At 66.9% G+C, this 6,477-nt stretch carries 5 protein-coding genes and 3 pseudogenes; 6 read left to right on the top strand and 2 right to left on the bottom strand.

Annotated elements, in window-relative coordinates; genetic code table 11:
• A pseudogene (locus tag J7E89_RS40295) lies at positions 1 to 548 on the top strand (hypothetical protein); the annotation flags it as partial.
• On the opposite strand, the pseudogene J7E89_RS40290 reads toward J7E89_RS40295, so the two are convergent.
• Positions 520 to 1,464, bottom strand: a pseudogene (locus tag J7E89_RS40290) (ISAzo13 family transposase); the annotation flags it as partial. The pseudogenes J7E89_RS40295 and J7E89_RS40290 sit on opposite strands and share 29 nt — an antisense overlap.
• Between J7E89_RS40290 and J7E89_RS41680 the strand changes: the two are divergent.
• From J7E89_RS41680 to J7E89_RS42230, 5 genes and pseudogenes are all read left to right on the top strand, one after another.
• Positions 1,405 to 2,613, top strand: a complete 1,209-nt coding sequence (locus tag J7E89_RS41680; protein WP_251061762.1) for an IS701 family transposase — start codon at positions 1,405 to 1,407, stop codon at positions 2,611 to 2,613. The pseudogene J7E89_RS40290 and the gene J7E89_RS41680 overlap by 60 nt on opposite strands.
• Positions 2,614 to 3,457: 844 nt before the next feature.
• Entirely contained in the window at positions 3,458 to 3,766 is a 309-nt protein-coding gene (locus tag J7E89_RS42240; protein ID WP_214981485.1) for a hypothetical protein, read from the top strand.
• Between the two features lie 68 nt (positions 3,767 to 3,834).
• Complete coding sequence (locus tag J7E89_RS40275; RefSeq protein ID WP_214981484.1) at positions 3,835 to 4,719, top strand: nuclease; 885 nt, start codon at positions 3,835 to 3,837, stop codon at positions 4,717 to 4,719.
• Positions 4,720 to 4,796: 77 nt separating this feature from the next.
• Positions 4,797 to 5,078: pseudogene (locus tag J7E89_RS42235) on the top strand (helix-turn-helix domain-containing protein); the annotation flags it as partial.
• A 135-nt stretch (positions 5,079 to 5,213) separates the two neighbouring features.
• Positions 5,214 to 5,375 carry a helix-turn-helix domain-containing protein gene (locus J7E89_RS42230; protein WP_308315779.1) on the top strand — a complete coding sequence of 54 codons (162 nt, stop codon included), beginning with the start codon at positions 5,214 to 5,216 and terminating at the stop codon, positions 5,373 to 5,375.
• Between the two features lie 796 nt (positions 5,376 to 6,171).
• Here J7E89_RS42230 and J7E89_RS40260 read toward each other — a convergent pair.
• On the bottom strand, positions 6,172 to 6,477 hold a 306-nt coding region (locus tag J7E89_RS40260; RefSeq protein WP_214981483.1), incomplete at its 5' end, for a transposase.

Raw genomic sequence — 6,477 nt, 5'->3', positions numbered from 1 at the left:
TACTTTCGACACACGCCCTAGCAGGGCTCTACCACTCGCGGTGGGAGGCGGAGTCGGCATTCAGGCAGATCAAGACGTTCCAGCGCGGGCCGGCCGAGGTCCTGCGCTCGGGTGACCCGGATCTGGTGCGTCAGGAGGTCTGGGCGCATCTGGTCGTACACCACTGCCTCACGCAAGTCATCGTCGCTCTGGTCGACGACAACGGGATCGCGCCGGACCGGGTCTCCTTCGTCAAGGTCCTCAAGCACGCGCGGCGAAGCGTGGTCCGCCAGTGCACGGACACGCCCACGAAGATCAAGGAGTTCTTGGTGGTGCTGGCGGCAAAGGTTCGCCGCAAGCTCGACAACGGCGCCAGGCGCCTGCGGGAGGCGGACCGGCATCTGAAGCGTCCGGACTCGAAGTACTCCTCGAAGCTCTCCTACCGGATCAACACCCGTGACCGGCGGCCGACACGACGGATCACGGCCAAGGTCATCACGCTGCAGCCCGCGATAGTTCAATCGTCAAACAACGGCATTGCGTTCCTGGCGGGAGGTGGCAGACGGTGATCTCAAGCCCGCTCTCCAGGGCGAAGGCGGCCAGGTGCTTCTTCCACGTCCAGCGGGGGTCGTTGGTGCCACCGCAGTCGGCGGTGATCAGTAGCCGAGTGGCATCCGGGTGGTCGGCCCTTCCGCGGTGTCGCCACCAGCGGCGGATGGATTCCACCGCGCGTTCGGCGGTGTCGTGGTCGGTTCCGACGTTCACCCAGCCGGTGTTGCGGGCGATGTCGTAGATCCCGTAAGGGATGACGACTGGTTGATCGTTGGTGGTGAAGGTGTGACAGTCCACGCGGATCGGGTCCTTGCCCGGCCGCCAGGTGCGACCGGGCCGGTCGCGGTTGCCGAGCCATTCCTTGGCCTTGGTGTCCACGCTGATCACCGGCTGGTGATCGTCGAGGAAGGCGGTGGCGGTGGCGTTCAGGTGGGCAATTGGGCGGGTGGCCGGTGCCTTCCGAGGTCTTGGCGGTGCCTTGCAGGCTGTATCCCAGGGCGTGCAGCAGGCGTCCGACGGTCGCCGCGCTGACTGGGTGACCCTGCGCGGTCAATGCTGAGGCCAGGGTCCTCAGCGAGAGCGTGGTCCAGCGCAACGGCGAGACCGGATCACCCCGGGTGTGCGGCTCGATCAGGGCCTCCAGCGCAGGCCGCAGACCCGGTCGGTGGCCGTCAGCCGTTTGCGGCCGGCTCCCGGGGCTCTGATCCGCCCGGTCGGCGGGGGACGACCGGACAGCTCGGCGATCCCTCGCGCGACGGTGGCCGTAATGGCGCCGGAAGCGGCGGCCACAAGCGTGATCCCACCGTGGCCGATCGCGCCTGCCTCGCTGGCGAGGTAGAGCCGGCGGCGGCGCTCGTCGAGGTGTGGCAGTAGCTGATCAAATTTGGCTTTCAGAGCCACAACGGAGATCCGGTCGACCGTACGCGCAGCCATACCCTCAGTGTTCCACCAACTCCCGCTAACCGAGCACTAATTGAAATACAGGTCCCCGGACGGACCGAGAACTGCCAGATCGGAGTCTTCGCCGCCTACGCCACCACCCGCGGCCACGCCCTGGTCGACCGCGAGCTTTACCTGCCCAAGTCCTGGACGGCTGACCGGGAACGCTGCCAAGCTGCCCGCATCCCCGACGACCGCGCCTTCGCCACCAAGGGCGACCTCGCCCGTGACATGATCCGTCGCGCCCTGGCCTCCCCGCTCCCCATCGCCTGGGTCACCGCGGATTCCGCCTACGGACAGGACTCCCGCTTCCAGCGCTTCCTGGAAGACGCCCAGCTCGCTTACGTCGTCGCCGTCCCCAAGTCACAGCAGGTGAACGGCCCGCGCATCGACCACCTCATCGCTCAGGCGCCGCCCAAGGCATGGCAACGCCTGTCGGCAGGGCCGGGAGCCAAGGGCGAACGGTTTTACGACTGGGCCGCCGCCCGCCTGCCCGCCGTGGCCGAGCCCGATGCTGCCGAGCCGACCCGGCAGCGGTGGATACTCGCACGCCGCAGCATCAGCAGGCCCGACGAGAGCGCCTACTACCTCGCCTGCGCCCCACTGGACGCCACCGTCGCCGACCTGGTCCGCGTCGCTGGCTGCCGCTGGAAGATCGAAGAGTGCTTCCAGAACGCGAAGAACGAGTGCGGCCTGGACGAGTACGAGGTCCGCCGCTACGTCGGCTGGTACCGGCACATCACCCTCGCCATGCTCGCCCACGCCTTCCTCGCCGTGATGGCCGTGCAAGAGCGCGAAAAAGGGGTGACCAGGCCGATACACCCGACCTCGTGGAGCTCACACCAGCCGAAATCCGTCGTCTGCTGGCAGCTCAACCCCGCCGCCATCCTCCACGCCGCGACCACGCGGCGAACTGGTCCCGATGGCGACGCCTCCACCAAGCACGCGCCCGACACTGTCATTACATGCGGCGCGGGCACTCGTTCGCGGGACGGACAGCCCAAGGCCGCCCCGACCCCGCCAAACCCCCGCTACACTCCCCACCGCCAGGCCGTTGACCAGGACAAATACAAAAGTCCGGCTGGAGTACTGGCCGTGACGCGAATGAGGTTGAAAGCGGAACCCCTGTGTTTCTTGGGTTAGTCAGGGCGGTGTGCCGCAGCCGGGCGACACAAGAGTGAGCGTCCGAGGGGCGGGGCGAATTGCCGGCTGGGCAGCCGGATGCTGATTCTCCGTCAGGGCTCGCTTGAACTCACGCTGCCGTCGAAGTTCGATGACATCAACGCGTCGCATCCCGCCGGCCGGCTGGACAAGCGCGCCGAGCACGGTGCATACCGAAGCGCATGCAATGGCGATCCACACAACGGTGCCTGTCATAAGACTTTCCTATTCCGCCACGCAATGATGGCAGCAACGAAAGTGCACGCTACCTAAAGGCTGTCCGTCCGGGGGCCTTAAGTGCGCGATAGCATTCGCATAACGCTCAAGCATATGCCAAGTTACGCACATTTCTGTCGATTAAACCGTCAGGGTGATGCCATTTTCCATCCCCGCCGTGGCCCTTGCGGAAGCGGGGGCCGGGCCGGCGGGGACGATAACATTGGCGGACTTCGGCTCACGGTCCGGCTGGACGAAGGTCAGTCGTTGTTAGGGCTTGGCGAGGCCGGCCAGTGCTGCGGCGAAACTCAGGACGGCGACAGTGAGGAGCAGGAGTCGCAGGAGTGACAGCGCACGCGTCAGCCTGCCTGCTTCATTCGCTGGCATTCTTCCGGGTTTGCGGGCATCTGCGGGCCAGTTGTTTGCGAGCTGATCGGGGTCCTGGCCATCTCGGTTCACCCCCTGACAACGTGCGCACAGCGACGGGAGGATGGCGACACGGGGACTGTCACGGAATCGGTACGAGAGGGAGACCCCTTTCCCCGTGGGGCACTCCGTCCGTGATGGAAGGGGCAGAGGCTGCAACCGAGTGCCAGTGATTGCGAAGCGGGTGCAGGCTGACGAAGACACCGTTCGGGATGCGATCCACCGGTTCAGCAGACCCGCGCCCGCGGCTGAGAACCTCCAGTCACAGCACTACCGCGGCACCTTCGGACGCACAGGAACGGAACATCGTGAGTGCTTCGGTCACTCGACGGGGCGCTTCTGCGCGCTGGCCGCGCGGGTCCCCGTACTGGCGAGGGACCCGGGCGGCCTGGTCGCGGCGGCCTGGCAGGATCTGGCGGCCTTCACGGACAGCGGTCCCCCCAACGACGTGGCCCTGCTGCTGACACTCCCCGGCCCGACGGGAGCGAAATGACCTCGACGACCGCCCGAATGTGTACTGTGCGTAACCAGTGAACACCTACGGTGATGCTGGGAGCCGCCATGTCCATGCTGCTGATCAGAGGAAAGTTCAAGGTGGAGGGGGGCGCCAAACCGGATGGCGACACCCTCCCGTTCATCCCGGACAACGTGGCCGACTGGAAGCTCGTGCCTGGGGACGGGCAGATCGTACCCAAGGCGGACGGCCGCGCGAACATCCGGCTCGAGGGAATCGACGCCCTGGAGACCCACTACGGCCAGAAGCAGCACGTGGAGCACCAGCCGCGGGGCCTCGCCCACGAGGCCGCGGACGAGCTGCTGAAGTTCCTCGGCTTCGACACCGTCCTCCGGGACGACGACGAGACCGTCGCCACCACGCCGGACAGCGTGCCCGGCTGGATCCTCACCCGGGGCGCCGACACCTTCGGCCGGTGCGTGGCCTTCGTCGGCAAGGGCACCCCGCCCGTGTACAGCGGCTACTGGACCGGCGTCGACGACGACCTGCTGAAGCGGACCGCCAACCACCGCCTGCTCCTGCTCGGCCTGGCCTACCCGACCTTCTACTCGGGCCTGCCCGTGTACCTGCGCGAGCTCCTCACCGACGCCTCGGAGAAGGCGAGGGCGTCCGCGAAGGGGGTGTGGAAGGTCGACAAGACCCTCGACGGGGCGAAGGTCGCCGGAATGACCTCGCTCACGGACGACATGACCGGCGCGGTGATCCTTCCGAAGCTGTTCCGCCGCCTGAAGGACTACCTGGACTTCATGGGCACCGACTCGTCACTGGCCTGCTTCCGCGCTTTCCTGGCCGGGGCCACGGAGGACGAGTACCGCCTCCTCCCCGAGTCCGAGACGCTCCACAGAGGTCTGCACCACATCGTCGAGGTCACCGCCGATAACACCGTGAAGATGACCCGCCCGGCCAGGGAGATCGTCTTCAAGGAGAAGTGAGCGGGAACCCGTCGGGGCTCGCGGCCCCGGCGGGTCGGCTCCCACCCGACTCGGTAACGTCAGCCCACGCCTCCTGGATGAACGCGCGCACCAGCTTGCAAGGTTGCCCTGCGGGCCTTCACGACACCGTTCGGGATGTGATCCACCGGTTCAATGAGATCGGCCTGGCCTGCCTGGACCCTCAGCAGGCGGGAGGCCGCCCCCGCCTGCTCAGCCCTGACGACGAGGACTTCGTCATCCAGACGGCCACCGTCCGCCCGACCAAGCTCGGCCAGCCGTTCACTCGCTGGTCCATCCGCAAACTCGCCGCCTACCTGCGGAAAGTGCACGGCCGCTTGATCCCGATCGGCCGCGAGGCGAACCACGCATGGACCGAGAAGCCCGGTGAACCTGGCAGTAGTGGTCCGGCGAATGGCGCGGGCGCGGAAGGCACCGCGAGATCTGGTGATGCGGGCTCGGATGGTCGAGCTGAGCTGGGCTGGGCTGGTCTGCGGGTGCCAGCGATCGCGGAAGAGGTGAGCTGCCGGCAGAAGACCGTGCGCCGCTGGCTGCACCGCTTCAACCGGTCCGGTCTGGAGGGGCTGGAGAAACGCGGTGGCCAGGGCGTAAACGGCGGATCACCGAGGCGGAGCGGTCACGGATCATCGCTCTGGTGAGAACACCGCCTGCGGGCCGGCTGACGGTGCAGGCCAGTCGCGATCTGGAGGCCGAGGACGAGTCGGGGCCGCCGGAATGGACGCTCGATGCGCTCGCTGAGGCCGCCCGCCAGAGCGGGATTGAAGTGGGCCGGTCCCAGGCCCGCCGGATCTTGCTGGCCGGGGCGGGCGCTGGCGTCGCACCAGGTCCTGGACCCGCTCGAAGGATCCGGACTTCGAGGGAAAAGGACGCTGATCATTGGCCTGTATACCTGCCCGCCCGACGGTGCGACGGTCCTGTGCGCTGACGAGCTCGGACCGGTGATCCCACATACCTTTCCACCGGCGCCGGGCTGGTCGACGGACAGCTACCGCATCAAGTCCGAGGTCGACTACGGCCGCGGGCCGGAGAAGACCTGGGTCTATGGCGCCTGCGGGTCAACGACGGGCAGGAGCTCACGATGACCGCCTCTTGCCGTAACAGTGCCTTCTACCAGCAGTTCCTGCAGGTAGAGGAAACCAACCCCGCCGGTGAGATCTGGATCATCACCGACAACCTCTCCCCCACAACAGCCTGTCCACCCGGACCTGGCTGGAGGACCACCCCCGCATCCACCACGCCTTCATCCCCGTCGGCGCCTGCTGGCTCAACCTCCAGGAGGGCTGGTGGCGGATCTTCCGCAAGCCGCTCTCGCAGGACAGTCCTTGCCGACCAACGGAAATCGCCCAGGCCACCCGCCTCGCAACAGCCCAGCTCAACACCCGGGCACGACCAGGGGGTCTGTCAAACAAACGGTGTAAATCGGGTTGTTGAGGGTTACTGGCGTGCTGCGGAGAGACGGCCGTCGAAGGTGATGTCGAAGGCGTTCAGGGCGGTCTTCCAGCGCATGGTCCAGCGGGCCTGCCCCTTGCCTGTGGGATCGAGGGACATGATGGCCATGTAGACGCACTTCAGTGCGGCCTGCTCGTTGGGGAAGTGGCCGCGGGCTTTGACCGCTCGGCGGATCCTGGCGTTGACGGACTCGATCGCGTTGGTGGTGCAGACGATGCGGCGGATCTCGGTGTCGAAGCGCAGGAACGGGGTGAACTCCTCCCACGCGTTCTCCCAGAGGACACAGCACAG

Origin of the sequence: Streptomyces sp. ISL-100 (assembly GCF_018614615.1) — a bacterium.
Classification (GTDB): domain Bacteria; phylum Actinomycetota; class Actinomycetes; order Streptomycetales; family Streptomycetaceae; genus Streptomyces.
Note: the sequence above shows the minus strand (reverse complement) of the source record. Positions and strands in the feature narration are given on the sequence as shown.